At 61.4% G+C, this 24,585-nt stretch carries 27 protein-coding genes; 4 read left to right on the top strand and 23 right to left on the bottom strand.

Annotation, left to right across the window (positions count from 1 at the left end; translation table 11 throughout):
• Positions 1-8: 8 nt before the first annotated feature.
• Together H145_RS19305 and H145_RS0100290 are read left to right on the top strand one after the other, a co-directional pair.
• Positions 9-329 (top strand): DUF202 domain-containing protein, encoded by a 321-nt coding sequence (locus H145_RS19305; protein WP_019946131.1) that lies wholly within the window; start codon positions 9-11, stop codon positions 327-329.
• A gap of 32 nt (positions 330-361) precedes the next feature.
• On the top strand, positions 362-1,273 hold the full coding sequence (locus H145_RS0100290) for a glycoside hydrolase family 16 protein (RefSeq protein ID WP_019946132.1): 912 nt from the start codon (positions 362-364) through the stop codon (positions 1,271-1,273).
• A gap of 94 nt (positions 1,274-1,367) precedes the next feature.
• Here the strand turns inward: H145_RS0100290 and H145_RS0100295 are convergent, their stop codons facing one another.
• The 8 genes from H145_RS0100295 to H145_RS0100335 form a co-directional block, all read right to left on the bottom strand.
• Positions 1,368-2,114: a murein L,D-transpeptidase catalytic domain family protein gene (locus H145_RS0100295; RefSeq protein ID WP_169513140.1), complete on the bottom strand. Its 747-nt coding sequence runs from the start codon at positions 2,112-2,114 to the stop codon at positions 1,368-1,370.
• 263 nt (positions 2,115-2,377) lie between these two features.
• A complete protein-coding gene (locus H145_RS19310) occupies positions 2,378-3,232 on the bottom strand; it encodes a murein L,D-transpeptidase catalytic domain family protein (RefSeq protein ID WP_083937622.1) in 855 nt (284 codons plus the stop codon).
• 125 nt (positions 3,233-3,357) lie between these two features.
• Positions 3,358-3,567, bottom strand: a complete 210-nt coding sequence (locus tag H145_RS0100310) for a hypothetical protein (RefSeq protein ID WP_019946135.1) — start codon at positions 3,565-3,567, stop codon at positions 3,358-3,360.
• Positions 3,568-3,654: 87 nt separating this feature from the next.
• Positions 3,655-5,943 (bottom strand): TonB-dependent receptor, encoded by a 2,289-nt coding sequence (locus tag H145_RS0100315; RefSeq protein ID WP_019946136.1) that lies wholly within the window; start codon positions 5,941-5,943, stop codon positions 3,655-3,657.
• 131 nt (positions 5,944-6,074) lie between these two features.
• Positions 6,075-6,464: a hypothetical protein gene (locus tag H145_RS0100320; protein ID WP_019946137.1), complete on the bottom strand. Its 390-nt coding sequence runs from the start codon at positions 6,462-6,464 to the stop codon at positions 6,075-6,077.
• Between the two features lie 157 nt (positions 6,465-6,621).
• Positions 6,622-7,287, bottom strand: coding sequence for a HupE/UreJ family protein (locus tag H145_RS0100325; RefSeq protein ID WP_071595099.1), 666 nt, complete (start codon positions 7,285-7,287; stop codon positions 6,622-6,624).
• A gap of 65 nt (positions 7,288-7,352) precedes the next feature.
• Positions 7,353-8,678 (bottom strand): tetratricopeptide repeat protein, encoded by a 1,326-nt coding sequence (locus H145_RS19315; RefSeq protein ID WP_169513141.1) that lies wholly within the window; start codon positions 8,676-8,678, stop codon positions 7,353-7,355.
• Positions 8,679-8,879: 201 nt separating this feature from the next.
• Positions 8,880-10,970, bottom strand: coding sequence for a DUF4331 family protein (locus H145_RS0100335; protein WP_019946140.1), 2,091 nt, complete (start codon positions 10,968-10,970; stop codon positions 8,880-8,882).
• 477 nt (positions 10,971-11,447) lie between these two features.
• Here H145_RS0100335 and hscA point away from each other — a divergent pair, with 477 nt between their 5' ends.
• The gene (hscA, locus tag H145_RS0100340) at positions 11,448-13,310 is read left to right on the top strand and encodes a Fe-S protein assembly chaperone HscA (protein ID WP_019946141.1); all 1,863 of its coding nucleotides are present in this window, start codon (positions 11,448-11,450) and stop codon (positions 13,308-13,310) included.
• A gap of 141 nt (positions 13,311-13,451) precedes the next feature.
• Entirely contained in the window at positions 13,452-14,669 is a 1,218-nt protein-coding gene (locus H145_RS0100345; RefSeq protein ID WP_019946142.1) for an anhydro-N-acetylmuramic acid kinase, read from the top strand.
• A gap of 21 nt (positions 14,670-14,690) precedes the next feature.
• Here H145_RS0100345 and H145_RS0100350 read toward each other — a convergent pair whose 3' ends face one another.
• From H145_RS0100350 to rpsE, 15 genes are all read right to left on the bottom strand, one after another.
• On the bottom strand, positions 14,691-15,122 hold the full coding sequence (locus H145_RS0100350) for a hypothetical protein (protein ID WP_157540913.1): 432 nt from the start codon (positions 15,120-15,122) through the stop codon (positions 14,691-14,693).
• Positions 15,123-15,133: 11 nt separating this feature from the next.
• Positions 15,134-15,448: an FtsB family cell division protein gene (locus tag H145_RS0100355; RefSeq protein ID WP_019946144.1), complete on the bottom strand. Its 315-nt coding sequence runs from the start codon at positions 15,446-15,448 to the stop codon at positions 15,134-15,136.
• Between the two features lie 276 nt (positions 15,449-15,724).
• On the bottom strand, positions 15,725-16,996 hold the full coding sequence (gene eno / locus H145_RS0100360) for a phosphopyruvate hydratase (protein ID WP_019946145.1): 1,272 nt from the start codon (positions 16,994-16,996) through the stop codon (positions 15,725-15,727).
• Between the two features lie 181 nt (positions 16,997-17,177).
• On the bottom strand, positions 17,178-17,777 hold the full coding sequence (rplQ, locus tag H145_RS0100365; RefSeq protein WP_019946146.1) for a 50S ribosomal protein L17: 600 nt from the start codon (positions 17,775-17,777) through the stop codon (positions 17,178-17,180).
• Positions 17,778-17,987: 210 nt separating this feature from the next.
• The gene (locus tag H145_RS0100370) at positions 17,988-18,977 is read right to left on the bottom strand and encodes a DNA-directed RNA polymerase subunit alpha (RefSeq protein WP_026351158.1); all 990 of its coding nucleotides are present in this window, start codon (positions 18,975-18,977) and stop codon (positions 17,988-17,990) included.
• A gap of 147 nt (positions 18,978-19,124) precedes the next feature.
• Positions 19,125-19,730 carry a 30S ribosomal protein S4 gene (gene rpsD / locus H145_RS0100375; RefSeq protein ID WP_026351159.1) on the bottom strand — a complete coding sequence of 202 codons (606 nt, stop codon included), beginning with the start codon at positions 19,728-19,730 and terminating at the stop codon, positions 19,125-19,127.
• Positions 19,731-19,789: 59 nt separating this feature from the next.
• Positions 19,790-20,182: a 30S ribosomal protein S11 gene (gene rpsK, locus H145_RS0100380; RefSeq protein ID WP_019946149.1), complete on the bottom strand. Its 393-nt coding sequence runs from the start codon at positions 20,180-20,182 to the stop codon at positions 19,790-19,792.
• 79 nt (positions 20,183-20,261) lie between these two features.
• Entirely contained in the window at positions 20,262-20,639 is a 378-nt protein-coding gene (rpsM, locus tag H145_RS0100385; RefSeq protein WP_019946150.1) for a 30S ribosomal protein S13, read from the bottom strand.
• A 117-nt stretch (positions 20,640-20,756) separates the two neighbouring features.
• Positions 20,757-20,873 carry a 50S ribosomal protein L36 gene (rpmJ, locus tag H145_RS0100390; RefSeq protein ID WP_019946151.1) on the bottom strand — a complete coding sequence of 39 codons (117 nt, stop codon included), beginning with the start codon at positions 20,871-20,873 and terminating at the stop codon, positions 20,757-20,759.
• Between the two features lie 110 nt (positions 20,874-20,983).
• On the bottom strand, positions 20,984-21,202 hold the full coding sequence (infA, locus tag H145_RS0100395; RefSeq protein ID WP_019946152.1) for a translation initiation factor IF-1: 219 nt from the start codon (positions 21,200-21,202) through the stop codon (positions 20,984-20,986).
• 7 nt (positions 21,203-21,209) lie between these two features.
• Entirely contained in the window at positions 21,210-21,992 is a 783-nt protein-coding gene (gene map / locus H145_RS0100400; RefSeq protein ID WP_019946153.1) for a type I methionyl aminopeptidase, read from the bottom strand.
• A gap of 3 nt (positions 21,993-21,995) precedes the next feature.
• The gene (gene secY, locus H145_RS0100405; protein WP_019946154.1) at positions 21,996-23,309 is read right to left on the bottom strand and encodes a preprotein translocase subunit SecY; all 1,314 of its coding nucleotides are present in this window, start codon (positions 23,307-23,309) and stop codon (positions 21,996-21,998) included.
• Positions 23,310-23,324: 15 nt separating this feature from the next.
• On the bottom strand, positions 23,325-23,768 hold the full coding sequence (rplO, locus tag H145_RS0100410; protein WP_019946155.1) for a 50S ribosomal protein L15: 444 nt from the start codon (positions 23,766-23,768) through the stop codon (positions 23,325-23,327).
• A 13-nt stretch (positions 23,769-23,781) separates the two neighbouring features.
• A complete protein-coding gene (gene rpmD / locus H145_RS0100415; RefSeq protein WP_019946156.1) occupies positions 23,782-23,961 on the bottom strand; it encodes a 50S ribosomal protein L30 in 180 nt (59 codons plus the stop codon).
• A gap of 6 nt (positions 23,962-23,967) precedes the next feature.
• Positions 23,968-24,576 carry a 30S ribosomal protein S5 gene (gene rpsE / locus H145_RS0100420; RefSeq protein WP_019946157.1) on the bottom strand — a complete coding sequence of 203 codons (609 nt, stop codon included), beginning with the start codon at positions 24,574-24,576 and terminating at the stop codon, positions 23,968-23,970.
• Between the last annotated feature and the right edge of the window lie 9 nt (positions 24,577-24,585).

A 24,585-nucleotide genomic window follows, 5' to 3' on the forward strand; every position in this document is an offset into this window, starting at 1 on the left:
GGTTCCTTATGTCCGACCTGCCCCTCTCCCCCATCACGAGCCCCGGCGACTACCGCCTGCCCCTGAGCGACCAGCTGGCCATCGACCGCACCCACCTGGCCAACGAGCGCACCCTGCTGGCCTACCTGCGCACCGGCATTGCCCTGGTGGTGGCCGGCTTCTCGCTCATCAACTTCTTCCGCGAAGGCATTTACATCGGGGCGGGCATCCTGCTGGTGCCCACGGGCCTGCTGGCCATCGTGCTGGGCTGGCGCCGCTGCCAGCGCCGCTCGCGCCACATCGAGCAACACGTAGACCTGGCCATCCGCCGCCGTTCTGCCACCCCTTAGCGCCCGGCTTCCTTTCGCTTTCCTCCCCGCTGATGTTCCGCTTTCTGCTTGCGCTGCCGCTACTTCTGTTCCTGCTACTTTCGGGCCCGGCCGCCGAGGCCCAGCGCCGCCTGCGCTACACCGACTGGCAGCTGGTGTTTCTGGAGGATTTCGACACCTACCGCGACGTGGCCGACATGGCCGCCCGCTCGCCCTGGCAGTTCAGGCCCGACGGCGCCCCCACCTTTATAGGCAACCCCGGCGAGGCCCAATTCTACGACCAGGCCGCCGTCTCGCTACGCGACGGTTACGCCTACCTCACGGCCCGGCTCCTGCCCCAGCCGCGCACCTTCGCTTACCAACTGGAAGGCCGCGACACGGTTAAACAGCTGCATTTTGAGTCGGGCCGGCTAAGCCTCAAGCCCGAATTCGGGGCCAACCCGGCCCTGGGCGACACGGCCCGCTGGGAAGGCAGCCGCGGGTTTCAGTCGGGTCTGTTTGAGATTCGCTGCCGGCTTGGGGGCGGCGAGGGCAACTGGCCGGCCTTCTGGCTATACAACGGCCCCACCGAAATCGACATATTCGAGGCCGGCGCCGGCCACGAGTATTCCAACAACGTGCACTACAACCCCTCGGAGGGCCCCGGCCGCTACGACCAAGCCCAGTACCGCGTGCCCCCGCACAAAAACCTGAGCACCGATTTCCACGTGTTTTCCGCCGTCTGGACGCCCACCGAAGTGACTTTCTACCTCGACCGGCGCAAATTGCGCACGGTGCCGGCCAGCCAGGTGCCCACCCGGGCCTTCCCCGCCACCATCATCGTCAACCAGGCTGTGGTGTCGTATGCCGATGTAAGCACCTGGCCCGTCGGCCCCACCGGACCCTACAGCAGCCTGGTCGTGGATTACATTAAAGTGTACAAGCTACGGGCGACGCTGCCTGCCCCAGCCCGGTCGAAGCCTTGAGCCGGTTTCGGCCACGCCCTCAGCCCAACAATGCCCCGGCTTCTGCTACTTACGCAGAAACCGGGGCATTGTCGGATTAGCCAGGAAGTTGAAGCTAAATGAGCTGGTTGCCGCCCAGCAGCGTGTTCACGGCCACATCCTGGTTGAGGTATTTGGAAGAGTAGCGGCTGTCGGGGCCGTTGATGAACATAGCCGTCTGGCCGCCGATGGCTTCGATGATGGCGTCCTTCTGGTCCATGGGCAGGGCCGGGCAGCCGAGGCTGCGGCCCAGGCGGCCATTCTGCCGGATAAACTCCTCGCTCACGTAATCGGCGCCATGCATGACCACGGAGCGCATCAGGGCGTTGGTATTGTAGCCCTCATCGAGGCCGGCCAGCTTCAGCGAGCGGCCATGCTTGCCCACATATTCACCTTCGGTTACGTAGAAGCCCAGGCTGCTTTTGTTCGACTCGTTTTCGTTGGAGAAGGTGGTGGCCACGTTTTCGCCCGAGTTGCGGCCGTGCGCCACCAGCGTGTGGAACTTCACCTGCTTGGCTTCCAGATCAAGCACCCACAGGCGCTTTTCGGTGGAAGGCAAACTGAAATCGACGACGGTGAGCAGCTTTTTGTCGCTGAGCTTATCGGTTTCTTCCAGGTTGAGGTAGCCGGTCATGGCCTTCTCGAACACTTCGAAGGTCAGGCCCTGCTGCTCCACCTGCAGGTCGCGGTACAGGTCGCGCACTTTCTGGTCGAAGAGCTGGGCTTTGGAAACGACCACCGGCGCCGGGGCCGGCAGATGCAGTTTGGAGCCGGCCGCCGCGGCCTTGGAGCGCGTAACCGGGGCCGCCATGGGCGTAGCCATAAACAGCGCCGCCACGAACGGCAACACCCGCCGAGCCAGACGGCGCGACTTCAACTTGAGCCGCTGACGGCGAACCACACTTGTATTTTCCATCTTCACAGGTCGTTTCAGTTGCAGAAATTCGGTTGCGAAACAGGCCCCACCGCGCACGGCAGGCCTGGTTATCAGTTTATACGCAACCGCCTAAAACCCGGACGCACGGCGTCGCAAATTTGGGGTGCTGGTGTTATAACATAGCGTTTGCCGAATTGATTCCGCCCGGCCTATTGCCAGCCCTGCATCGCCAGCCGCCGCGCCGCGCCGGAAGCATCGAGCCACTTCGACTCGGCGCCGGGGCCGCTGAGGTAGAGGCAGCCGCCTTCGCCCACGGCCCCGATGATGGCCCGGTACTGGTCGGGCGGCAGGGCGGGGCAGCCGCGGCTGTTGCCGGCCTGGCCGTGGCGCTGCAGATAGGCCGGGCTCACGTAATCGGCGCTGTGCAGCACCACGTAGCGGCGCAGGGCATTGTCGTTCTGGCCCGCATCAAGGCCCCGCAGGCGGCGCGACAGGCCGTGCTTGCCCCGGTAGGTGTCCTGGGTGCGGTAGAAACCCAGCGCCGTGCAGGCCGATTTGATGGTGTTGGAGAAGCGCCGGGCGCGCAGGCCCTCGCCCGAGCCGCGGCCGTGGGCCACAGGACTGCGGTGCAGCACCTGGCCGGCCCGCAAATCGAGCACCCACAGCCGCGGCTCTGAGGAAGGCAAATCCATATCGACCACGGCCAGCACGCCGGGGCGGCTGATGCGGCCGGCCTGCCGCAGGTTGAGGTAGCCCACGCAGGCCCGCTCCAGCACTTCGGGCCGCAGCGCGGCTGCCTGTGGGCCTAAACTGGCGTGCAGCCCGGCCACGGCCGCGCGCAGCTCGGGCGACAAATCGGGCAATGGTGCCAGTGGCGTGGGGGCCAGTGAATCAGTCTCTGCCGGCAGCGCCGCCGGAGTTGGCACCGCTGCCGGAGCCACCAGTGGTACTCGGGCGGCCGCTACCTCGCCGCCCGCCGACTGGCAGCCGGCCCCTACCCCGGCCAGCCCCAGCAGACTCAGTAGCAGAACGGGGAGGCGGAAAAGGGAGGCGGAATGTTTCATGCGTAGCGGGTGGTTCGGGCCCAAAATCCGCATTTCCGTCGCCGGATGCAAATAAAGATTACCGCGAAGCCTTATCAACATTCACAAAAAAGGCCGCTTCCCGATATGGAAAGCGGCCTTTGTAGCTACCAGCGCTTAGCCGAGCTGTGCGGCGCCGAGCGGGCGTGGGTGCGGCAGCGGGCCTGGGCTTTTACCTCCTGCTGCCGCTGCCGGGTGCCCGGCGGCAGTGGCGGTGGGGCGCCAACAGCGGGCGAGGGCGTAACAGCCGGGCTGGTCAGGGCCTGGCGGATGATAGCCTGGGTATCGGCGGAGTTCTGAAAAACGGAGAAAGACATGGTACAGAAAAATAAGGATGAAAAATGGCCCGGAACGGGCACCTGCCAGGTGCGGCGGGCTACAAAGCCCGCCCTCAAGCGGCCAGCCTAGAAAAACAGGCTGGCGTTGAGCTTGGCGTAGAAGGGCGTGCCGGGTGTGAAGTGCAGCTCCGACACGGGAGCCGCCTCGTTGCGCAAGCGGGTGGTCGTATCAAATTGGGCCTGATTCCACTCCACATTCAGCAGGTTTTCGACGGTGGCACCCACCTGGAAACGGCTTTTCGTGTAACTCACGATGGCATCGAGCAGAAAGTAGCCCCGGGCCCGCACCGAGTTGTCCTCGTTGGCCGCCCGCGAGTCGATGTGGCGGTAGCGCAGGCTGGCGCCGAGGCCGCCGGGGGCCCGCAGGGTGAGGCCACCGATGCTGGTGAGGCTGGGGGCCAACGGAATCCGGTTGGCCCCGTCGGGCTCGTCTACCAATCGGCCGCGGCTCAGGTTCAGGTCCACGTCGGCGAAGAGCAGGCGCGTGAGCTGGTAGCGGGCCGAGAGGTCGAGGCCCAGGCGGCGGGTGCGGCCGGCGCTTTCCACTACGCCCTCGTCGCCCACATACACCAGCTCGTCCTGCAAATGCAGGGCCCACAGCGCGGCATTCACCACCAGCGCGGGCACCGGCTTGAAGGTGCCGCCCACCTCGTAGCCAATGGCGCGGGGCAGCACGTTGGCCGTGGCGTTGGTGACTACAGCCCGGGCATCGTTGGAGTGGAAGCCCAGGCCCGAGCGCACAAACAGCTGCACGGCCGGATTTACATCGTAGTACAGGTTCAGCTTGGGGCTGATGCGGCCCTTGCCGGCCTTGCCCGAGGCCGAATCGGCGGCCGCCCGGTCTTCGTGGAAAGCAAAGCGGAAGTAATCGGCCCGCAGGGCGGCGTTGAGCGTAAGCCGGTCGGTGAGGCCCAGCGTGCCTTCGAGGTAGCCGTTGACGTTCTGCTCGTACACCCGGCCCGAGCGAATGGTATCGATTACCGTGCGACGCACCGCGTTGCGCAGGGCAATGTGCGTGTCGTCGAGGCGGGTGCCCAGGCCGGCCACGGTGCGCAGCGTGCGGCTACCCAGCTGGAAGTCGCGGCTGTAGGTGCCGGTGTAGCCGTAGAGGTTGCGCGCGTCGGTCTGCCGGATTTCGTCGCCAGATAACGGGTTGTTCAGGAAGAACGTGAAGTTGGAGTACAGGTTGAAATCGTAGCGCGTGTAGTACACCTGCTGGCGCAACACGGCGTTGTGGGGCAGGTCGGTGGTGAGCACGGCCGTGGCGTTGGTGCGGCTGGTGGAGCCGCCCTCGCTGGGGTCGATGCTGCCGAAGCGCGAAATCGTGCCGTTTTCCACCCCGCGCTCCGGAATCTGGCCCGAGGCGTCCCACTCCGAGCCGAACTGCGAGCCGAGCACCATCAGCGAGGTGCGGTCGGAGAGCTGGCCGGTGTACTTGGCCAGGCCGTTGAAGCGCCTGAAATCCTGCTTGGCGTCGAAGTACGAGTTGGTGAAGTAGTACTCGCCGGCCACGTAGGCGGCGGCCGGCCGCTGGCCCGCGGCCCGCACCGGCAGCAGGTTCACCAGGGCCACTGCCCGGTAGGTATCAAACTGGCCCACTTCGAACTTTACCTGGCTGCGGTCGAGGCGGGTTTTGGTGGTGAACTCGCCCGCGCCGGCGGTGGCAAAGTCGCCGAACCGCGCCGTGTAGGGGCCCTTATACACCCGCAGCTGGTCGACCGTCTCCGGTATCACGAAGTGGAAATCGGCGTAGCCCTGCCCGTGGGCGTGGCTGACCATGTTCACCGGCAAGCCATCAATGCTCACGTTGAAGTCGGTGCCGTGGTCGGCGTCGAAGCCGCGCACGAAAATCTGCTCGGCCTTGCCGCCGCCCGCGTGCTGGGCAATCACCAGGCCCGGCACCAGCGGCAGCAGGTCCTGCGCCGAATTAACGGGCCGCAGCAGCTTGTCGATATTTGAAATAACGGCCAGCGACTGGTTGGGGTCGCGGGGCTGCGACACTGTCACTTCTGACAAAGCCAGCGAGGTGGTGGGCAGGCGCAGCGCCACCGCGGCAGTCTGGCCGGCGGCAACGGTTACGGTTTGCTGGCGGGCGCCGTAGCCCAGGCCCGCCGCCTGCACCACGTAGGTGCCGGCCGGCAGGCCCGTAAGCCGGAACCGGCCCAGTTCGTCGGCCACGGTGGCAGCGCCCACCCGGTCGAGTACCCGCACGTTTACCCCGCTCAGGGGCCGGCCGGAAGCCGAATCGGCCACGGTGCCGCGTAGCACGGCGTTGCTTTGAGCGTGGGCTTCGGGCCCGCACGCCAGCGCCGCCAGCACCGTGCCGGTTGCGGTTATCCAATAAAAAAGGCGCATAGTGCAGCCGTATGGCAACGCGCCGCGCCGGGCTTTTGGCCCACTGGCAACGCGTCTAAGTCAGAAAATAAGTTGATACCGGCCCCGCATACGGCGCGGCCTGCGCCGCCCTATGCGGGCGGCGGCTCAGCTTATCCCCAACGGGGCGGCTGCTCCGGAATCAGCCGGATGCCGGCTGCTACGGCCGGCTCGGTGGCCGGGTGGTACAGCACAAACTGCCGGAAGCGCGCCGTTGGCAGACGGAGCGGCACTTCGGACAGGCAATGCAGGTCGATGCTTTTGGCCGATGCCAGCAGCTGGGCCGTGGTGTGGGTCCGGGGCTGGGCCTGCACCGCCAACTGGTCGCCGTTGCAGGTATCGAAGCAGTCGAGGCGCAGGTAGTTTTCGTGCTGGCAGGCGGCGCTGTGCACGTAGGGGTTCGCAGCCGTAGGGCCCGGCGCCTCGGGCCGCCCCACCAGACCCGCACCGATGCCTCCCAGGTAGGGTAGCAAAAGCAGCAGCAGGAGCAGGTGGCGGAGCATTGGTGATTTGGTGATTTAGAAAAGGAACGTCATGCTGAGCGCAGTCGAAGCATCTCTACCGCAATGGTAACCTTATCGACTGCAACGAAGCGGTAGAGATGCTTCGGCTGCGCTCAGCATGACCGTTCTTTTTCATTTCCTTTCTGTTCGATTTGATTCAACTCAGTCGTTCAAAAGTCCAGTAGGCGGCCATGAGGGCAATAACTACCGAGGCGGGCACGAGTACCCGGCGCTTGTACCAGGGCTTGCCGGCGGCCCAGCGGCCAATCAGCAGCCAGGCCAGCAGTATTACCGAAACCTGCCCCATTTCTACCCCAATATTAAAAGCTACCAACGACTCGGCAAACATATTCGGCGGCAGCCCCAGGCCCGTGAGGGCACCGGCAAAGCCCAGCCCGTGCAGCAGCCCGAACCCGAACACCACCACAATGCGCCACGGATTCAGGCGCTCGACCACGATGTTTTCGATGGCCACGAACAGAATCGACAGCGCAATCAACGGCTCAATCAGGCTGGCCGGCGGCGATACGACCCCGTAAATGGCCATTCCCAGCGTGATGGAGTGCGCCACCGTGAAGGCCGTAGCCTGCCAGAGCACCGGCTTGAGGCGCGGCTCCAGCAGGTATAAGCTCAGCACGAACAGCACGTGGTCGAGGCCCAGCGGCAGAATGTGGGTGTAGCCGAGCTGCAGGTAGGTGAGGAAAATATCGGTGCGCGAGAGTTTGCTTAAATCCACATCGAGCACGTGCGCGCCGGCCGTTGCTGGCACCAGCAGCAGCACGGCAATCAATGGCACATAGCAAACGAAGCGGGCAGCGCGCATGCGTGGTTTGAGGTTAAATTTCAGGAGCGGCCTGATACCGTTCATTTTTTCAGCAAGCCCCGCCCCTACCGCACGGCCAGCAGCTGGCGGCCTTCCTCGGCAAGGTCGATTCGTAGATAAGGGTTGATGGCCAGGGCCTGCCTGATGAGGGCCTGCCCTTCGGCGGACTGGCCGTTTTTGGAGGCAATCAGGCCGGCGCGGCACAGCAGCACCGGGCTTTGGGAGTTGGTGCGGCGGGCCGCTTTCATATAGGTAGCGGCGGCCGGATAGTCGCCGCGCTTGTACGCCACCCAGGCCAGGGTTTCGTTCACGTCGATGTTGTCCGGACGGCGGTCATATTCAATTTTGGCGTGGGCCAGGGCTTTGTCCAGCTCCCCGGTTTTGAGGTAGGCATAGGCCAGCTCACGGTCGGCGTAGTGGCCCAGGTCCTCGTTCTCGTCGGCCTCGTTGGCGGCCGAGGCAAGCATGTCAATAGCTTCCGCTTCCATTTTTTTGGCTTCGGCGGGTTGCTGGTTGAGACGGTAGAGGTCGGCCAGCTCGTCGGCAAAGGCGTAATCCTTTACCGTGTTGCGGGCCTGCTCCAGGTACTTGATGGCCGCCGGATAGTTCTGGCGGGCCTGCTCGACGCGGCCGAGTCCGGCCAGTGCGTAGGCGTAGTACGGCCGGGCTGCCAGGGCCGTGCGGTAGGCCCGCTCGGCGTTGGGCAGGTCGCCGGTGGTTTCGTAGAGGTGGCCCAGCGTCACGCGGGCCCACTCGGTTTGCTCCAGGCCTACGTAGCCGGCCTGCACGGCCATTTGCATGGCCTCGATGGCGCCGGGCAGGTCGCCGTGGATTTCGCGCAGGTACGATACGCGCGAGTAGGAGCGCAAATCGGGGCGCACGGCGTTCATCTTGTCGGCCATTTTGATGGCCTCGGCGTAACGGCCCAGCTCCACGTTGGCGTCGCAGAGCAACCCGTACACGAAAGCGTTGTTGGGGTTGATGGCCACGGCTTTCTCCGCCACGGCCAGCCCCTCCGAAAAGTGGTGCTGGGTCAGGCTCAGCGAGGCCTTGCAGCACAGGGCCTCGAAGTTCTCGGGCTCAGCTTGCAGCACTTCATTCAGCAGCTGCATGGCGGCCGTGTCGTAGTACGGGTGGTCGCCGGTTACGCGGGCTTCCTGCATGTAGGCCTGGGCCAGCAGCACTTTGGATTTGGTGTCGTCGGGCTTGGCGCGCAGCCTGGCCAGCAGGCCCTCAATGGCGGCCTTGGTGTTCAGCCACTCGCCTCCGGCCGCCAAATCGCCACGACGCTCGCGCAGTTGCGGCACGGGCTCGGGCTTTTGGGTCAGGAAGATGGCAGCCGCGGCGGCCACAAACAGCACCAGCAGCAAGGGGTAAAGGTATTTTCTCACAGCGGACAGCTTAAGCAGGCGGAAGATACTCGGAATCGGGCGGGCGCCAGTTGGGCGGGCGCAAGCAAGGGAACCGACCGCAAAGCCGGTTCCCTTCTCCACGGACAACAGGATAGCCGGACTCACCCAGGGCCCGGCCATCCGTACGCCGGTCGGCGGCCGGCATCGGCCGCTAGAGCCGCTCCGGCCGCCGACGGGCGGTTACTGGTTGTGAACCAGTTTCATGGATTGCAGCACGGTTTTTCCCGTGGCAATGGTCAGCACGTAGGTGCCGGCCGCCACTTCGGCGCCGGGCTTCCAGTCGAGGCTGTACTTGCCTACTTTGTGCGTTTTGCCCTCCATCAGCGTTGCCACGCGGCGGCCCGTCAGGTCGCTCACAAACATGGTGAGCGGCGTTTTGGTGGCCACTTCGTAGGTTACCTTGGTGCTCGCGTTGAACGGATTCGGGTAGTTCTGGGCGGCGGCTACAATCTCGGGCTTCAGGCTGAAGCCAACGGCGCCACGTTGCGCGGTAATCGTGGTCTGGGCCTTGGTGCCGGCCCAGGGCAGCTGCATGTAGGGGAAGCCGGCCCGGAAGGTAGTGTCGTTGCTTTCGATGCCGGTGCGGAACGTCACGGCGCCGGTCAGGCCCGGCGAGCCGGCCTCGTAGGGCAGGCCAATGGCCGCCAGCACGATACCACCCACGGCCTGTAGCTCGATGCGGGTCACGTCGTCTTCGAGGCGGCGGCCGTTGGGGAAGCCGTCCATGTTCGGGATGAACTCCAGCTTGGTGCTGGTGTTGTAGCGCGCGTCGTTCAGGCCCAGCACGGCGGCGGCCAGCAGGCCTTCCGAGCTGAAGTCGGCCGAGTTGCGCGGCGTCGTCGGCACGGCCATGTTCAGGCGCAGCATGTCGCCGCCCACGCCAGCCGGGGCACCCACGTTGTCAATTAAAGGCAGGAAGTTGTTGACGAACGGCTTACCCGGCGCCAGCGGCTTGCCGGTGGGCTTGCCCGTAGCCAGCTGATAGGGCGCCACGTTGGGCACGCCGGTATGGAAGATGGGCAGAATGTCTACCGAGCGGGGCTTGCCGGGGCGCAGCAGGTATTCGGCGTAGCCGCCGTCGGCTACTTTGGCGAATGCTGTACCGGCCACATCGGCGGCCGGGGCGTTCAGCAGGGCCGACACACCATTTTTGCCGTTGGCAAAATCGAACATACCCAACGAGTTGCGCTGAATGCGCAGCTGGGCAAAACCGGGTACCGACGTACCGTAGTAGCCGTCGCCCTCGGCCATGTACAGGCCCAGCTCGGGGTTCGAGAGGTAGTCTTCGGTGCTGGTCTGCTCGGTGTAGGGGGTGCCGTAGTTCCAACGGTCCTTCGAGCCGATGGGCTGGATTACCTCGTTGAGCAGCGGCATGCCCAGGCGCGACACCTGCACCCAGGTGCCACTGTGCTCCTGCGTGCCATCGGTGGTGCTGATGGTGCGGATGGACTGGCGGCTGGCCGAGGCCCACACGCCGATGATGTAGTTGGGGTCGAGGATGTTGGCGGCAGCGGCGGCTTTCTTGCCTTCCTTCTGCAGCTTGGCAACCGGAATCTGCAACGCAATGGTATGCGTGTTTTTACGAGCCAGGCCGTCGCGGGCCGCCGCCGTGCGGATACCGCCCAGGTCGAAAATACCGCCCAGATCAGCGAAAAACGGGTCGTCGACGGGTCCGCAGAACACCTTGATGTCGCCATCCACCGTCTGAATGGCGCCGGTAAACAGGCTCTCGTAGCTCGGGGCCTTCAGGCCGGCCGCCCCGGTAATGGAGCGCGGGCCGATGTTGTTGGGCGGCACTACCCCGTTGCTTTTCAGCGTCGTGAAGGCCCCGCCGTTCACGCTGCGCTCCATGGTGTAGGTGGCCTTCAGGTTCTGCTTGCCCAGCCGGATGTTGAAGAACGTGGTCGGGTCTTCATTTTCCCGCTTGAAGGTGAAGCGGTAGGTGATGTCGTCGGCGTTAGGTTTGCTGCCGTCGTTTTTGATGTGGATTTCGTAGCGCACGTTCTCGCCGAACGTGTTGTAGTTGGGGCCGCCCTGGGGCAGCTCCAGCGGAATATAGTTGGCGATGATGTTGACCATTTCCCCGTCGTTGGGGTCGCGGAAGGCATACACGTCGGTGTTGTCGGCCAACGGGTCGTCGGCAATTAGTGGCGCCTCGCGGTGGCTCGATGCTTCGAGCGGCGTGTGCTGGGCGCTCCAGGCCAGCAGCCCGGCCACGGTAGTGGCCGCCAGCGCGATGGGCAGAATGGGGCGGGTAAGAAATTTGGGCATGATAAAAAGGGTAAAGGATGGAAAAAGAACCGGCCACCACGGCCGGCACAGCGGATAGGACCTCGCAAAAGAGGTCTGCAAGACAAGCGCAACAGGGCCCCAGAAAGGCCCGATATAAAGAGTTCCAGGCGTGGCCGGGCGGCCGCGTGTGGCTTTTGAATAAGCGCGGCAGTAAGGCCCGCAGAAAGCTTACGCGGCCGAATTCAGCCGTGGATTTAAATAATCATAATTATGCACACTTATTTCACACAAAAACGCAACCTAAACGCTATGGTCTGATTTACAGGCAACCGTAGGGGCTTTTTCTTATGAATCTGGCAAACAAGCGAGTAGTGTCGGGCTTCAGACCAACCGGGCCGGGAGCTGACCGTGCCGGACTTTTGTTGCGTAATTTTGGCTCTTTCCGGCCGGCCGCTGTTGTAAGTGCTGGTCCTTCTCCGTCTCTGCTCTCCGCGTGGCCCCGCCGCGCCTTCTTCTATGGCTAAAGTTGCAATCAACCTTTCTACCGGCAGTATTCAGCAGGAAGAAATCATTGTGGGTATTGATCTGGGCACCACCAACTCGCTGGTGGCCTACATCCACCCCGAAAACCGCCAGCCGCTGGCCATCAACGACCAGGGCCGCGGCGCCATCGTGCCCTCCGTGGTGCACTTCCCCGGCGGAGGCCAGGACCCGCTGGTGGGCACCGAGGCCAAGGAATACCTGCTGACTGACCCGCAGAACACGATTTACTCGGTGAAGCGGCTGCTGGGCAAGAGCTACCACGATCTGACCCAGCACGCCGACGCGCTGGGCTATAAGGTGATTGACGACAACTCAGAGGGCCTAGTGAAAATCCGGGTCGGCGACCGGTTCTACTCGCCCATTGAGCTGTCGGCCGAAATTTTGAAAGAGCTGCGCGAGCGGGCCGAGCACTCGCTCAAAACGCCCGTCAACAAGGCCGTTATCACGGTGCCAGCCTACTTCAACGACTCGCAACGCCAGGCCACCCGCGACGCCGGCCGGCTGGCGGGCCTGGAGGTGCTGCGCATCGTGAACGAGCCCACGGCGGCGGCGCTGGCCTACGGTATCGGCCTGAACCCCGACGAAGAAAAGACCGTGGCCGTGTACGATTTGGGCGGCGGCACCTTCGACGTGAGCATTCTGAAGCTGCACCAGGGCATTTTTGAGGTGCTCAGCACCAACGGCGACACCTACCTGGGCGGCGACGACCTCGACCGCGCCGTAGCCGAGCACTGGACCGCGCAACACAACCTGACGGTCCAAGTGGCCGCCAACGACTCGCTGCAGCAGGAGCTGCGGCTGCTGGCCGAATCGGCCAAGCGCTACCTGAGTCAGCACGACGACTTCGCCGGCAACCTCGGCGACGACGTGGTAGTGCGCCTCAGCCGCGCCGAGTTCGACGAGTTGGCCCGCCCGCTGGTGGAGCGCACCATAGCCTCGTGCCGCCGCGCCCTGGCCGATGCCGGTCTGAAAGCGGAGCAACTCGACGCCGTGCTGCTGGTGGGTGGCTCGACGCGAGTGCCGCTGGTGCACGAGTCGGTATCGAAGTTTTTCGGGCAGCCGGCCAATAGCTCCCTCAACCCCGACGAAGTGGTGGCGCTGGGCGCGGCCATTCAGGCCGATATTCTGGCCGGCAACCGCCGCGACGTGCTGCTGCTCGACGTAACGCCGCTCACGCTGGGCATCGAAACCCTAGGCGGCTTGATGGACCCGATTATCCCGCGCAACTCCAAAATTCCGACCAAGGCCGGCCGCCAGTACACCACCAGTGTGGACGGGCAGGTGAACCTGAAGATTTCGGTGTACCAGGGCGAGCGGGACGTGGTGAAGGAAAACCGCAAGCTGGCCGAGTTCGATTTGCGCGGCATCCCGGCCATGCCCGCCGGCCTGCCCAAGGTTGATGTCAACTTCATTCTGAACGCCGACGGCATTCTGAAAGTAGAGGCCCTGGAATTGCGCTCCGGCACCCGCCAGGAGGTCGAAATCAAGCCCCAGTACGGCCTCACCGACGAGCAGGTGGAGCAGATGCTGATGGACTCGCTCACTCACGCCCGCGAAGACGTAGCGGCCCGCATGGTGATTGAGGCCCGCACCGTAGCCGAGCAGATGCTCTACCAGGTGGAGCGCTTCGTGACGAAGAACGGCCAGCACCTCACCGCCAACGAGCTCACCCAAACCCAGGCCGGCGTCGAGAAGCTGAAACAGTCTTTGCTGACCCAGGAAAAAGACACGATGCTGAAAGCTGTAGACGAGCTGGAAGAACTCACCCGCCCCTTCGCCGAGCGCGTGATGAATATCAGCATCAGCGAGGCCATGAGCGGGAAGAAGATTGAGTAGTGCGTGAACGAAAACGTCATTCAGAGCGAAGTGAAGAATCTCGCGTGCCAAAGCAATCCCGACGTTGGGTTACTTTGGCACGCGAGATTCTTCGCTTCGCTCTGAATGACGTTTTTGCTCCCTCTACTTAGACCTAACGCCATGCATCGCCTCGCCCAACTTGCCCAGCAGCCCAGCCGCCGGATTATCGGCCTGATGTCGGGTACCTCGCTCGATGGGCTCGATGTGGCGCTGTGCCGCCTGCACGGCCACGGCCCGGACACGCGGCTGGAGCTGGAGCATTTTGCCACGGTGCCTTACGATGAGGAATTCCGGCGGCGGGTGCGGCAGGTATTTGCCCGCGAGCAGGTGAGCCTGGAGTACCTGACGCTGCTGCACGCCTGGCTGGGCCGCGAGCACGCCCGCATGGTGCTGGATTGCCTGCGCGCGTGGCAGGTGGCCCCGGCCGAAGTCGACCTGCTGGCCAGCCACGGCCAGACGGTGTACCACGCCCCCGCCCATCAGCACCAGCACCCCGATTTCCCCGGTCTCAACGCCACCCTGCAGCTCGGCGACGCCGACCACCTGGCCGTAGGTACCGGCATCATCACCGTCGGCGACTTCCGGCAGAAGCACGTGGCCGCTGGCGGCGAAGGCGCACCGCTGGCCACCTACGGCGACTTCCTACTACTCAGCAGCCCAAACGAAGAGCGCCTGCTGCTCAACCTGGGTGGTATTGCCAACTTCACCTATCTACCCCGCACCGACGCCGCCAGCGCCCAAACCAAGACTGCCAGCGCCGCTTTCAGCACCGACACCGGCCCCGGCAACACCCTGCTCGATGCTGTAGTGCGGGCGCACTTCCCACAACTGGCATTTGACGAGGGCGGCAGGTTGGCCGCCGCTGGGACTGTGCACGCTGGGTTGCTGGCCGAACTGCTGGCCCAACCGTTCTTCGCCGCCTCGCTACCCAAAACCACCGGCCCCGAACTGTTCAGTCTGGCCTACCTCCACGCTGCCCAGACCCGCACCGCAACGTTCGACTTGCCAGTTGAAGACCTGCTGGCGACGCTGGTGGAGTTGAGCGCAACGGGCGTGGCGCAAGCGGTACGGCTGGCCCTGGGCGAGCAGCCGGCCGTGGCCGTGTATGCCAGTGGCGGCGGCGCGCATAATCCCGTACTGATGGCTGCGCTGCAGCGCCATTTGCCCGCCTGCCGGTTTGCCAGCACCGCCGAGTTGGGCGTGCCGCCCGATGCCAAGGAGGCCATTCTGTTCGCACTGCTGGCCAACGAAGCTGTGGCCGGACAGCCCATTAGCATCGGGGCCGGCCGCCAGCGCGTGCCGGCTATCCGGATGGGCAAAATCTCGCTGCCAGATTAAGTACGGCGCACGTTTCCTTACTTATTGCACTTTCACTAGCCGGTAGCTCTGCACCAACCGGGCGGTAGAATCCTGGAAGCTGACGTCGAGCTGGAAGTGCGGGCGGGCAGCCAGCGTATCGGCGCGGAAGCTGTAGGCCACGAAAGTTTCGGGTGCGGCCGTGTCGCGCAGCCGGAAACCCAGCTTGTAAAGGTCGAGGACAGGGCCGAACTGGCGCACCAACCCGCGCAGGGGCTGTAAGGATTGCCGGAACTGCTTCTCGTTGAGCTGGGCCTGAGCGGCGGGGCTCAGCTTGGTATAAGCCTGTCGCCAGTCCTGCCCCACGGCGGCCAGCCAGAACTGCCGCGCCACCTGCACCTGCGAATTTACGCGCTGCTGGGCCAGCCCCGGCACGGCCAGCAGCAGGCAAGCAGCCAGCAGGGCCACTTTCCCTGCACCAGTTTGGATTCGCATCGGCCCCTTCGCTAGTCCCTATCCTGAGGCACGAGCACGAATACGTCTTCGCCCGGCCGCTTCATGATGTACTTCTCGCGGGCGAACTTCTCCAGCAGTTCGGGGCTGCTCAGCAGTTCGGCGCGGTCTTTCTTCACCTTCTCGATTTCGCGCAGGTAGTACTCCCGGTCGCCCTGCAGCTCCTGCAGCTTGGCGTACATGTCGTACTGTCGCACCAGGTCGTTGGCATCAAACAGGAACATCCAGACCAGAAACGCTAGTCCGGTCAGGAAATAGAAGCTCCGCAGCCACCGCGGCACCCGCTCAAACAGTTCGCCAATCCTCATAAATCACAGATTTCCGCTGATTTTTCGCTGATTACGCAGATGCCGGCGTCAGCACAACAAAGATGCGGCATTCCGGGCAATTGCCGGTATCTGCCCAGTATCTGCCCAGTATCTGCCCGGTATCTGCCTAGTTCGCCGCGCTTCTTCTCCCACTAATTCCGTCCTACCCCAACTCCTGAAACCCAAAACGGTACCGCCCTCAGGGAACGGTACCGTTTGGCACGCTGAACATAAAAATCAGCGTAATCAGCGAAAAAATCAGCGTTAATCAGTGATTTACATGAGGCGGCCGGGGAAGTAAGCCACTTCGCCTAGCTCTTCCTCAATGCGCAGCAGCTGGTTGTACTTCGACATCCGGTCGGAGCGCGAGGCCGAGCCGGTCTTGATCTGGCCGGTGTTGAGGGCCACGGCCAGGTCGGCAATCGTGTTGTCCTCGGTTTCGCCCGAACGGTGGCTCATAATGCTCTTGTAGCCATTGCGGCGGCCCAGGTTGATGGCGTCGATGGTTTCGGAGAGCGTGCCAATCTGGTTTACCTTGATGAGGATGGCGTTGGCAATCTGCTCGTCGATGCCGCGCTGCAGGCGGTCGACATTGGTTACGAACAGGTCGTCGCCCACGAGCTGGGTGGTTTTGCCGATGCTGTTAGTGAGGTCCTTCCAGCCGCTCCAGTCGTCCTCGTCCATGCCATCCTCGATGCTGATAATGGGGTACTTTTTGGTCCAGTCGGTCCAGTAGCTCACCATTTCCGATGAGGTCAGCTTGTCGCCGGTGCTCTTCTTGAAGTGGTAGTGGCCATCGGAATAGAACTCCGAAGCCGCGGCATCCATGGCAATCATCACGTCGTCGCCGGGCTTGTAGCCGGCCTTCTCGATAGCCTGGAGCACGATCTTGATGGCGTCTTCGTTGCTCTTGATGTTGGGAGCAAAGCCGCCTTCGTCGCCTACGTTGGTGCTGAAACCCTGCTTCTTGAGCACTTCCTTCAGGTGATGGAAGATTTCGGTGCCCCAGCGTAGCGCTTCCGAGAAGCTGCTGGCGCCCACCGGCATAATCATGAACTCCTGGAAGTCGATGCTGTTGTCGGCGTGTGAGCCGCCGTTGAGGATGTTCATCATCGGCACGGGCAGCGTGGTGGCATTTACGCCGCCTACGTAGCGATACAGCGGCATACCCGCTTCGGCTGCCGCGGCGCGGGCCGCAGCCAGCGACACGCCCAGAATGGCGTTGGCCCCCAGGTTGGCCTTGTTGGGCGTACCATCGAGCTCGCACATAATCTTGTCGAGCAGGCCCTGCTCGAACACCGAAAAGCCCACCAGTTCCTCGGCAATCGTTGTGTTCACGTTTTCCACCGCCTGCAGCACACCTTTGCCCATGTAGCGGTCCTTATCGTTGTCGCGCAACTCCACGGCCTCGTGCTTGCCGGTGCTGGCGCCGCTGGGTACGGCGGCGCGGCCCACAGTGCCGCTGTCGGTGGTTACATCCACTTCCACGGTCGGGTTGCCGCGCGAATCAAATATCTGGCGCGCGTGGATTTCGGTGATAATGCTCATGAGCGAAAGGGGTTGATGAAAGGAATTACAGATTAGAAAACGGCTTTACGGCCATCGTCCCGCAAGGTAAATAGTATCCCCGACGTTTCACCTCGATGTTACGATGCAACCCACTCACCTACTTCACAAAAAAAGGCCCGCCGAATGGCGGGCCTTCTTCAATTCTGGCAAGCAGAGCTAACTACTCAGCGGCCTTCTCCTCGCGGGTCTCGCCGTTGTGCAGCGTCTCCGTGTCGGTGTCCTCGGGGGCCGAAACCTCCGTGGTGGCAGCTTTGGCCGTCTTGGCAGGCTTAGCTTCAGCTACTACTTCAGCCGACGAATCGCCTTCGGTAGTGGTAGCATCGGCCTTCTTGCCGCCGCGACGTGAACGACGGGTCGTAGCTTTGGCTTCGCCGGCGTTCTTGGCTTCCAGCATGGTGTCGTTGAAGTCAACCAGCTCGATGATGCACATCTCGGCGTTGTCACCGAGGCGGTTCTGGCTGAGCTTGATGATGCGGGTGTAGCCACCGGGACGACCGGCAATCTTGGCTGCTACGTTATCAAACAGCTCTTTCAGCACCTCTTTCTGGCCCAGGGTCGAGAAAACGAGGCGGCGCGAGTGCGTCGTGTCGTTCTTGGCTTTGGTCAGCAGGGGCTCCACGTACTGGCGCAGGGCCTTGGCCTTGGCTACCGTGGTGGTGATGCGCTTGTGCAGAATGAGCGAGTTGGCCATGTTAGCCAGCATCGCGTGGCGGTGCGAGGTGGTGCGGCCGAGATGGTTGAAAGATTTACCGTGACGCATATAAAAGAAAAAAATGTGCGCTTGCGGACAACGACCACGGCGGAAAGCACCTTACGGTGGCCTTCTCATTAGAACCGTTGCCCCGGGGGCGCACTATGAGAAAAGTGAAAAAGTCTGCAAATGTACGCAATAGTCAGCCACGAAAAATGTGCTGCCGTGAATTATGCGCGAGGCATCCATCCACAGTCAGCACATTTTTTCGTTGGGCGACTATTCTTCGTCGAGCTTGTACTTGCCCAGGTCCATGCCGAAGGTAAGGCCCTTCTCCTCCACGAGATTTTCCAGCTCCGTGAGCGACTTCTTACCGAAGTTGCGGAACTTCATCATGTCGGCCATATCCAGCTGCACCAAATCGCCGAGGCTCTTGATGTCGGCGGCCTTGAGGCAGTTGTAGGCCCGCACGCTCAGGTCCATGTCGGCCAGCGGCGTCTTCAGCACCTTGCGCATGTGCAGCGTCTCCTCGTCCACGATTTCCTCCTCCTCGGCTTTCACTGTCTCGAAGGTCATGGTGCTGTCGGAGAACAGCATGAAGTGCTGAATCAGGATGTTGGCGGCACCTTTCAGGGCCTCCTCCGGATGAATCGAACCGTCGGTGTGAATCTCGATAACGAGCTTCTCGTAGTCGGTCTTCTGCTCTACGCGGGTGTTCTCCACGCTGTACTTCACGTTCTTGATGGGCGTGAAGATGGCATCAATGGCAATCTGGCCGAATACCTGGTCGAGCGGCTTGTTCTCCTCCGCGGGCACGTAACCACGGCCCTTCTGGATGGTGAACTCGAACTCCAGTTCCGTTCCGGGATCCACGTGGCAAATCACCATGTCGGTGTTAAGCACTTCGAAACCGTTGGTGAAGTTGTTGATGTCGCCGGCCTTGAACGACTCCTGGCCTTTGATGCGGACGGTGATTTTGTCTTCGATGGCATCGCTCACCTTCTTGAAGCGAATCTGCTTCAGGTTGAGGATGATTTCGGACATATCTTCCAGCACGCCTTCGATGGTCATGAACTCGTGCAGCACGCTGTTGGTGCGCACCGAGGTGATGGCGTAGCCCTCCAGCGACGACAGCAGGATGCGGCGCAGTGCGTTGCCGATCGTGACGCCGTAGCCTTTCTCCAGCGGTTTGAATTCAAACGTGCCGTAGAAGTCGTCGGATTTCTCCATCACCACTTTCTCCGGCATTTGAAAAGCTAAGATTGACATAAGTGGGGCGGTTGGTTAGTATTGAGTAAAAGGTATCAGGTAAAAGGATGCGTTTGCAGCGGCCTGATACCCAATACCCAATACCTGAAATCAATAAAAAAGCGGCGAAGCCAACGAGCGGTCCGGGCGTCCGGACCGCTTCGTTGATTACTTCGAGTACAGTTCGACGATGAGCTGCTCGGTGATGGTCTCCGGAATCAGCTCGCGCGAAGGCGCATTGAGGAACTTGCCCACCATGTCCTTGCCGTCCCACTCCAGCCACGCGAAAGCGCGGGCATTGCGGGCGCTCAGGCTCGTGGTGATGGCTTCCAGCGACTTCGACTTCTCGCGAACGGCCACGATGTCGCCGGCGCGGAGCTTGTACGAAGCGATGTTCACAATCTCGCCGTTTACGGTGATGTGCTTGTGCAACACCAGCTGACGGGCGGCGCGACGCGTAGGGGCAATGCCCAAACGGTACACCGTGTTGTCGAGGCGCGATTCCAGGGCAGCCAGCAGGTTGTCGCCGGTAATACCGGGAGCAGCAGCGGCTTTGTGGAACAGGTTCTCGAACTGCTTTTCGAGCATGCCGTACATGTACTTCACTTTCTGCTTCTCCATCAGCTGGAGGGCGTACTCGCTCTGCTTCTTACGACGACCACGGCCATGCTGGCCGGGAGGGTATGCTTTTTTGGTGAGTGCCTTGCTGGGGCCGAAAATCGGCTCATTGAAGCGACGGGCAATCTTGGTTTTAGGACCAGTATAACGTGCCATTTCGGAGTTGTTGGGGGTTGATGGGGGCGCGGCCTAGCCGGCCGGCGCGGTGGGCTAAACTAAACGCGACGACGCTTAGGAGGGCGGCAGCCGTTGTGGGGCAGCGGCGTTACGTCCTTGATGGTCGTTACCTCGATGCCCACGTTACCCAGCGTCCGGATAGCCGACTCGCGGCCCGCACCCGGACCCTTCACGAACACCTCTGCCTTGCGCATACCCAGGTCGTGGGCTACTTTGCCGGCATCCGACATCGCCATTTGGGCGGCGTAGGGGGTGTTCTTCTTCGAACCCCGGAATCCCATCTTACCAGCCGAAGCCCAAGAAATTACCTGGCCATTGTTGTTGGTGATGGAGATGATGATGTTGTTGAACGAGGCCTTGATGTGGACCTGCCCTACGGGCTCAACAACGACAACGCGCTTCTTGGCTTTGTCTTTTCTTTTCTGTGCCATTTGGTTATCGCAAAAATTACTGCGGAAGGTGTTAGGCTGAAAGCTATTCGCAACCCATCAGCCTGATTCCCGCTACAGATTATTTAGTGGCTTTTTTCTTACCAGCAACCGTCTTGCGCTTGCCCTTGCGGGTACGCGAGTTGTTTTTGGTGCGCTGACCGCGAACGGGCAGACCCTTACGGTGACGCAGACCGCGGTAGCAACCGATGTCCATGAGCCGCTTGATGTTGAGCTGCACTTCCGAACGCAGAACACCTTCCGTCTTGTACGTACTGGCGATGATGCTCCGGATTTCGCCGGCTTCCTCTTCGGTCCAGTCCTTCACTTTCTTGTTCAGGTCAACACCTGCCTTCGAGAGAATTTGCTGAGCCGACGCCTTGCCGATGCCGAAAATGTAGGTCAGCGAGATTTCGCCGCGCTTGTTGTCTGGGATGTCTACCCCTGCAATACGAGCCATGTGATGAGTTTGGGTTGTTGGCGGATTAGGGTCCTGGGGGTTTAGCGGCTGATGGCGCCGGTCGAAGCACCCAGCAAGCTGCCGTGCTCTTCCGACCAAGACCCCAATTTCCAATAATTACCCCTGACGCTGCTTATAGCGGGGGTTCTTTTTGTTGATGATGTAGAGCTTGCCCTTGCGGCGGATAAGCTTGCAATCAGCGCTACGCTTCTTGATGGACGTTTTTACTTTCATGGTAGTGAGTGGTTAGGGTCTGCGGTTCAGCGGGTCTGAGTTTGTACTGGAAGCCGAACAACGTGGTTGAAGCTCAACCCAGTTTCCCGGACCCCAAGTCCCCCCGACCCTTACTTGTAGCGGTACACGATACGGCCCTTCGACAAATCGTAGGGCGACATTTCGAGTTTCACCTTATCTCCCGGCAGGATTTTGATGTAGTGCATCCGCATCTTGCCCGAAATGTGGGCAATCAGCTGGTGTCCGTTTTCCAGCTCCACGCGGAACATGGCGTTGGATAGGGCTTCCAGGATGGTACCGTCCTGCTCAATGGAAGTTTGTTTGGCCATATGGCTACTATAAGGTTTTGGCCTGTAAGGCTTGTTCTATGTAATCGAAGGAGGTCAGAATTTCTGCCTTGTCTTTGCGAACAACAATTGTGTGCTCAAAGTGCGCCGAGGGTTTATTATCCTTGGTGCGGATAGTCCAGCCATCCTTTTCGAACACGACGTTCTTTGTTCCCAAATTTACCATCGGCTCGATGGCTAGGGTAAGCCCACTTTGCAGTTTGATACCCGAACCACGCTTCCCGTAGTTCGGCATATCAGGTCGCTCGTGCAGCTTCTGGCCGATGCCGTGGCCGACCAACTCCCGCACCACGCCGTAGCCGCGCTTCTCCACGTAGTTCTGGATGGCGTAGCTCACGTCGCCGAGGCGGTTGCCCACTACGGCTTGCTCGATGCCGAGGTAAAGCGACTTCTTGGTTTCGTCCAGCAACGTCAGCACTTCCGGGGCCACCTCCCCTACCGGGTAAGTGTAAGCACTATCAGAGTGGTAACCGTTGAGCTGAACACCGCAGTCAATCGAGACGATGTCGCCGCTTTTCAGCACGTAATCGCCCGGGAAGCCATGCACCACCACCGAATTAGGCGAGATGCACAGGCTGTACTCGAAGCCGTTGTATCCCTTGAACGAGGGCGAACCCCCATTGTCGCGGATAAACTCCTCGGCCCGCTGATCCAGTGCCCGGGTAGTTACGCCTTCGCCGATAAGCTTGGCCACTTCGCCGTGCGCCTGCGCCAGCACTTTCGCGCTGGCTTTCATCAGGTCGATTTCCTCCTCGGTTTTGTAAAATATCATTGCTTACGAAGCCAGAGCGATGTTCTGCGAACGGCCCCGGGTTTTGCCGGTCTTCATCATGCTGTCGTACTGACGCATGAGCAGGTAGCTTTTCACTTGGTTCATGGTATCGAGTACCACGCCCACCATAATGATGAGCGACGTGCCGCCATAGAACTGGGCGAAAGGCCCGGTAACGCCAGCCACGGTAGCAATAGCAGGCAGAATGGCAATGATTGCCAACGCCACGGCGCCGGGTAGGGTAATGCGGGTCAGCACCTCATCGATGAACTCCGACGTATCCCGACCAGGCTTCACGCCGGGAATGAATCCGCCGCTCCGCTTCAGGTCGTCCGCAATCTGGTTGGGGTTGACGCTGATGGCCGTGTAGAAGTAGGTGAAAACCACAATCAACAGACCGAACACGACGTTGTACACCACGTGGTTGGGCTGGAACCAGGTACCAATCATGGTAGCGGCTTCGCTGTCCTTGTTCCAGGCCGAAGCCGCAATGGCCGGCACGAACATCAGCGACTGAGCGAAAATGATCGGCATGACGCCGGCCGCATTCACTTTCATCGGGATGTACTGACGCTGCGAGCTGAGCGACGCCGCGCCGCCCACCTGCTTGGCGTATTGCACCGGAATCTGCCGCACGGCCTGCGTGAGGATGATAACGGCCATAACTACGATGAACAGGACGGCCATTTCAATCAGAAACACCAGCGAACCGCGCATCGAGCGGGCCGTAGCCTCACCGATCAGGGCACCAGGCAGTCGGGATACAATACCGATCATAATCAGCATCGAAATACCGTTGCCAATCCCCTTGTCGGTAATCTTCTCACCCAGCCACATACAGAACAGGGTTCCGGCCGTAACAATGAGCGCCGTCGAAACGGTAAAGAACACGCCGGGATTCATGATGGCTTCGGCGTTGATGGTGGCAATAAAGCCCACCGACTGCGCCGCCACAATTGGAATCGTGAGGATGCGGGTGTACTGGTTGATCTTGTTGCGGCCCGACTCGCCTTCCTTCTGCAGCTTCTGGAAGTACGGCACTGCAATAGTGAGCAGCTGCAGTACAATAGAGGCCGAGATATAGGGCATGATGCCCAGCGCGAAAATAGAGGCGTGGCTGAATGCACCACCCAGCAGCGTGTCGAGAATACCGAGTACGCCGGAGGCACCGGCTTTCAGCCGGGTAGGATCGACACCCGGCAACACTACAAAAGAGCCCAGCCGGTAGATGGCAATGAAAAAAAGCGTATTGAGAATCCGCGTACGCAGATCCTCAATCGCAAATACATTCTTTATCGACTCGATAAGTTTTTTCATTGCTGCTTTCAGTGCTTAAAGCGTCACGGCCTTACCGCCAGCCTTCTCGATGGCTTCAACAGCCGACTTCGAGAATGCGTGGGCGTGTACTTCCAGTGCCGTGGTGATTTCACCGCGACCCAGAACCTTGATTTTGGCGCTCTTCGAAGCCAGACCGGCATTTACGAAGTAGGCCGCGTCGAAGGTAGTAGCGCCACCTTCCGCCAGAGCTGCCAGCACGTCGAGGTTGACGGCTTTGTACTCGATGCGGTTGATGTTCTTGAAGCCAAACTTAGGCACCCGACGCTGCAGGGGCATCTGGCCGCCTTCGAAACCCGACTTCTTGGAGTAACCCGAGCGGGACTTGGCACCTTTGTGACCGCGCGTCGATGTGCCGCCGCGGCCGGAACCCGTACCACGGCCCACGCGCTTTACATTGCGAGTGGAGCCAATGGCGGGCTGAAGATTGCTGAGATTCATATTCGGGAGATTCCTAGAGTTCGGTTACTTCCAACAGGTGCTGAACGGCTTTAATCATGCCAGCCACCTCAGGCGTGTTTTCCACGGTGCGGGTGCTGTTCATTTTGCCGAGGCCCAGGGCCTGCACGGTGCGCTTCTGCCGCTCGGGGCGGTCGATAACGCTTCTTACGAGTTTGATTTGGATCTGCGCCATCGTTTCTTATCCGTTAAAAACTTGGGCGAGGGTGATGCCACGAGCCTGCGCAATCTGCATCGGGTCGCGCATTTTCAGCAGGGCATCGAAGGTAGCCTTTACCACGTTGTGGGGGTTCGACGAGCCTTTCGACTTAGCCAGTACGTCTTTGATACCGGCGCTTTCGAACACGGCACGCATAGCACCGCCCGCAATTACACCCGTACCTTCGGCGGCCGGCTGAACCAGCACGAAACCACCCGAGTACTTGCCTTCCATCTTGTGCGGAACCGTGTGCTTGTACATCGGTACCTTCACCAGGTTCTTCTTCGCGTCGTCAATGCCTTTGGCAATGGCGTCAGTTACTTCGTTGGCTTTGCCGAGGCCGTAGCCTACGGTGCCTTTGCCGTCACCTACTACCACGATGGCCGAGAAGCTGAAGCGACGACCACCCTTTACCACTTTGGCAACGCGGTTGATAGCTACTACTTTCTCTTTCAGGTCGGAGTCGCCGGTGCGCGAATCGTTGTCTTTGTTGCGGTCGTTGCCGCCGCGACGGTCATTGCCACCACCACGACGGTCGTTGCCGCCGCGGTCGTTACCGCCACCACGAGGGCCGTTGTTGAATTCTGCCATGATGATAGA

The sequence above is a fragment of the Hymenobacter aerophilus DSM 13606 genome (genome assembly GCF_000382225.1).
GTDB lineage: Bacteria > Bacteroidota > Bacteroidia > Cytophagales > Hymenobacteraceae > Hymenobacter > Hymenobacter aerophilus.

Excerpts from the sequence above, each read along its gene's own strand:
- H145_RS0100320 (WP_019946137.1), bottom strand. The coding sequence starts at position 6,464 with ATGCTCCGCCACCTGCTCCTGCTGCTGCTTTTGCTACCCTACCTGGGA.
- H145_RS0100325 (WP_071595099.1), bottom strand. The coding sequence starts at position 7,287 with ATGCGCGCTGCCCGCTTCGTTTGCTATGTGCCATTGATTGCCGTGCTG.
- H145_RS0100295 (WP_169513140.1), bottom strand. The coding sequence starts at position 2,114 with ATGGCTACGCCCATGGCGGCCCCGGTTACGCGCTCCAAGGCCGCGGCG.
- H145_RS19310 (WP_083937622.1), bottom strand. The coding sequence starts at position 3,232 with ATGAAACATTCCGCCTCCCTTTTCCGCCTCCCCGTTCTGCTACTGAGT.
- H145_RS0100345 (WP_019946142.1), top strand. The coding sequence starts at position 13,452 with ATGCATCGCCTCGCCCAACTTGCCCAGCAGCCCAGCCGCCGGATTATC.
- H145_RS0100290 (WP_019946132.1), top strand. The coding sequence starts at position 362 with ATGTTCCGCTTTCTGCTTGCGCTGCCGCTACTTCTGTTCCTGCTACTT.
- rpsD (WP_026351159.1), bottom strand. The coding sequence starts at position 19,730 with ATGGCACGTTATACTGGTCCTAAAACCAAGATTGCCCGTCGCTTCAAT.
- infA (WP_019946152.1), bottom strand. The coding sequence starts at position 21,202 with ATGGCCAAACAAACTTCCATTGAGCAGGACGGTACCATCCTGGAAGCC.
- rplO (WP_019946155.1), bottom strand. The coding sequence starts at position 23,768 with ATGAATCTCAGCAATCTTCAGCCCGCCATTGGCTCCACTCGCAATGTA.
- rpmD (WP_019946156.1), bottom strand. The coding sequence starts at position 23,961 with ATGGCGCAGATCCAAATCAAACTCGTAAGAAGCGTTATCGACCGCCCC.
- secY (WP_019946154.1), bottom strand. The coding sequence starts at position 23,309 with ATGAAAAAACTTATCGAGTCGATAAAGAATGTATTTGCGATTGAGGAT.
- H145_RS0100355 (WP_019946144.1), bottom strand. The coding sequence starts at position 15,448 with ATGAGGATTGGCGAACTGTTTGAGCGGGTGCCGCGGTGGCTGCGGAGC.
- H145_RS0100335 (WP_019946140.1), bottom strand. The coding sequence starts at position 10,970 with ATGCCCAAATTTCTTACCCGCCCCATTCTGCCCATCGCGCTGGCGGCC.
- rpmJ (WP_019946151.1), bottom strand. The coding sequence starts at position 20,873 with ATGAAAGTAAAAACGTCCATCAAGAAGCGTAGCGCTGATTGCAAGCTT.
- H145_RS0100310 (WP_019946135.1), bottom strand. The coding sequence starts at position 3,567 with ATGTCTTTCTCCGTTTTTCAGAACTCCGCCGATACCCAGGCTATCATC.
- H145_RS0100315 (WP_019946136.1), bottom strand. The coding sequence starts at position 5,943 with ATGCGCCTTTTTTATTGGATAACCGCAACCGGCACGGTGCTGGCGGCG.
- map (WP_019946153.1), bottom strand. The coding sequence starts at position 21,992 with ATGATATTTTACAAAACCGAGGAGGAAATCGACCTGATGAAAGCCAGC.
- H145_RS0100350 (WP_157540913.1), bottom strand. The coding sequence starts at position 15,122 with ATGCGAATCCAAACTGGTGCAGGGAAAGTGGCCCTGCTGGCTGCTTGC.
- hscA (WP_019946141.1), top strand. The coding sequence starts at position 11,448 with ATGGCTAAAGTTGCAATCAACCTTTCTACCGGCAGTATTCAGCAGGAA.
- rplQ (WP_019946146.1), bottom strand. The coding sequence starts at position 17,777 with ATGCGTCACGGTAAATCTTTCAACCATCTCGGCCGCACCACCTCGCAC.
- eno (WP_019946145.1), bottom strand. The coding sequence starts at position 16,996 with ATGAGCATTATCACCGAAATCCACGCGCGCCAGATATTTGATTCGCGC.
- H145_RS0100370 (WP_026351158.1), bottom strand. The coding sequence starts at position 18,977 with ATGTCAATCTTAGCTTTTCAAATGCCGGAGAAAGTGGTGATGGAGAAA.
- rpsE (WP_019946157.1), bottom strand. The coding sequence starts at position 24,576 with ATGGCAGAATTCAACAACGGCCCTCGTGGTGGCGGTAACGACCGCGGC.
- H145_RS19305 (WP_019946131.1), top strand. The coding sequence starts at position 9 with ATGTCCGACCTGCCCCTCTCCCCCATCACGAGCCCCGGCGACTACCGC.
- rpsM (WP_019946150.1), bottom strand. The coding sequence starts at position 20,639 with ATGGCTCGTATTGCAGGGGTAGACATCCCAGACAACAAGCGCGGCGAA.
- rpsK (WP_019946149.1), bottom strand. The coding sequence starts at position 20,182 with ATGGCACAGAAAAGAAAAGACAAAGCCAAGAAGCGCGTTGTCGTTGTT.